The organism is Pontibacterium sp. (assembly GCF_041587635.1).
Taxonomy (GTDB): Bacteria; Pseudomonadota; Gammaproteobacteria; order Pseudomonadales; family Balneatricaceae; genus Pontibacterium.
Map to the genome: position 1 here is coordinate 1 of NZ_JBFGYC010000605.1, position 2,307 is coordinate 2,307.

A 2,307-nucleotide genomic window follows, 5' to 3' on the forward strand; every position below is an offset into this window, starting at 1 on the left:
CCAATGCTCTTTGGTATCCGGCGGCAGTTCCGAGCGTTCAATAAGCCCGATACGCAGATCCTCAAAACCGCTCAGATTACCGCCGATAGCGGCTTCCATAGCGAAGCCAATATGAAGATGATTTATCGCCTGGGTATCGACGGATATATAGCCGATAACCAGTTCCGAAAACGCGATCCACGCTTTATCGACTCGACAACGTATAAGGAACAACAGGCAAAACGTCGGAAAGAGCGGGGCAATCGCATAAGCCGTTTTATCCCCGCCGACTTCGATTACGATCCGGTGACTGAAACGTGTCGTTGCCCGGCGGGGAATGCAATGTGGATGAATCTAAAAGGGAAGATTGAGGGGCGTGATGTGATCCGCTTTCAGGGCTACCGAAAACAGTGCCGCATCTGTCCGCTGAAAGGAAAATGTCTGAGGAAACCGAATCAGCAGGAAGGGCGGCAGGTAAGCTTTTACCCCAAGAAGAGCCAACCTGAAGTCAGCTTCATGGACCGAATGAAAGAGAAGATCGACAGTCCGATGGGTCGACATGTTTATAGTAAACGGTTGGGCACAGTCGAACCGGTGTTCGGTAATTTAGAAACGAATAAAGGCCTGAAGCGCTTCTCGCTCAGAGGCAAAAACAAGGTTAATGCCCAGTGGTTGATGTACTGCATGGTGCACAATATCGAGAAGATCGCGACCCAAGGGAAAATAAGGCATTAGGTGGCCTTATATGGCTGGGATAGTGGCCATTATTGGGATGAAAAGATAAATACAGCGTGTTTGAGCTGGGGAGTAAATAACCAACCGCTCCGGGCAAAGCGCTACAGCTAAAACAAACAGGATAGGGCTGTGGTAGATGGATGTTATTACGTTTAAATGTCTAATCCGACAGCCTCGTTGCTTGTAGCTGAGCTGAAACCCGGTCTGCTGTTCCAACTGGGACAGTTGATTTATCAACAATAATGCGAGGTTCGTTCATGTATGTAGCGATAGTCTTGGCTACAGCCAAAACGTATTTGAGATCGGCTGAACCATCTTCATCGGGTGGTGTGCCTACGGCAATAAACTGTACTTTCCCGTGTTCTACCCCTTCTTGCGCGTCCGTGGTGAAGTGTAGGCGACCTGCAGCATAGTTTTTCTCAACCAGCGGTGTCAGGCCAGGCTCATAAATTGGAATTATTCCCTGTTTCAGATTGCTAATCTTGGCTTCATCAACGTCAACGCAGACTACTTCATGACCCAACTCCGCAAAGATGGTGGCCTGCACTAAGCCAACGTATCCAATACCAAAAACTGTAACTTTCATTCTATTTCCTTAACAACGACAAAGGTGTGAAGGCCATGCCTCTACAGACGCGAAACCATAATTAAATTCGACAGAGGATCAAAACTATATCTGTGCCCGTCTCAACGTATTTGCATATATTCTACGGTTGTAGTCCCGTCTGCAAGTGAGAAAAGCCAAGATATTGATCTAGCGTATCACTTCAAATTACCAGCTGCATGTTTAAATTCTATGTCATGTTATACAGGGCGGAGTTAAATAATCGAATGAAAATTCATTAAATTAACTTCCTGCATTAATTTGTAGTGATGTTGTTTCTTTATATTAGTGATGCAGGAGCAATAGTTAACGAAGTATCGCGATTGATATGGGTCGGAGGAACAAAACTATATAAAGCAGAACTAGGCGATGGTGTTATATGTAGATGGAATTATTTCTGAATGTTATAGCGGGCTAATTGATGATTAGAACGTATGGGGAGGGTTCTCAGGTATTGGGCGCGCGAATATGCCTACTCTTCTAGCGTGTGAATTAAGGGCTTGATGGGTGGAGAGGAATATATTGTGTAGAAGTGGTGGGCCCAGCAGGACTTGAACCTGCGACCAACGGATTATGAGTCCGCTGCTCTAACCAACTGAGCTATAGGCCCGAAATGCGACGCCAATGATACCCTGATAGATATCATTGGCGCAATACGCTGAATTAAAAGGAAAATTATTCGTCGAGGAAGCTGCGAAGGTGCTCGGAACGGCTTGGGTGACGTAGCTTACGAAGTGCTTTTGCTTCGATCTGACGAATACGCTCACGGGTAACGTCAAACTGCTTACCAACCTCTTCCAGAGTATGGTCAGTGTTCATATCGATACCAAAGCGCATGCGCAGTACTTTAGATTCGCGAGCCGTCAGTCCAGAGAGTACTTCCTTGGTTGCTTCGCGTAAGCCTTCTCCTGTCGCAGAGTCGACAGGAGAGTCAATGGTGACATCTTCTATGAAATCACCCAGGCTGGAGTCTTCATCGTCACCAATAG

General features: G+C 46.5%; 2 protein-coding genes, 1 tRNA gene and 1 pseudogene. 1 reads left to right on the top strand and 3 read right to left on the bottom strand.

The features are described 5' to 3' along the window. Window positions 1-714: transposase (locus ABYW01_RS19685; protein ID WP_372836084.1), on the top strand; the 714-nt coding region annotated here is incomplete at its 5' end. A 184-nt stretch (window positions 715-898) separates the two neighbouring features. Here ABYW01_RS19685 and ABYW01_RS19690 read toward each other — a convergent pair. The 3 genes and pseudogenes from ABYW01_RS19690 to ABYW01_RS19700 all read right to left on the bottom strand — a co-directional run. Next, a pseudogene (locus ABYW01_RS19690) lies at window positions 899-1,300 on the bottom strand (3-hydroxyacyl-CoA dehydrogenase NAD-binding domain-containing protein); the annotation flags it as partial. A gap of 551 nt (window positions 1,301-1,851) precedes the next feature. After that, window positions 1,852-1,928, bottom strand: a tRNA-Ile gene (locus tag ABYW01_RS19695). Window positions 1,929-1,993: 65 nt separating this feature from the next. Next, on the bottom strand, window positions 1,994-2,307 hold a 314-nt coding region (locus tag ABYW01_RS19700), incomplete at its 5' end, for a sigma-70 family RNA polymerase sigma factor (RefSeq protein WP_372836086.1).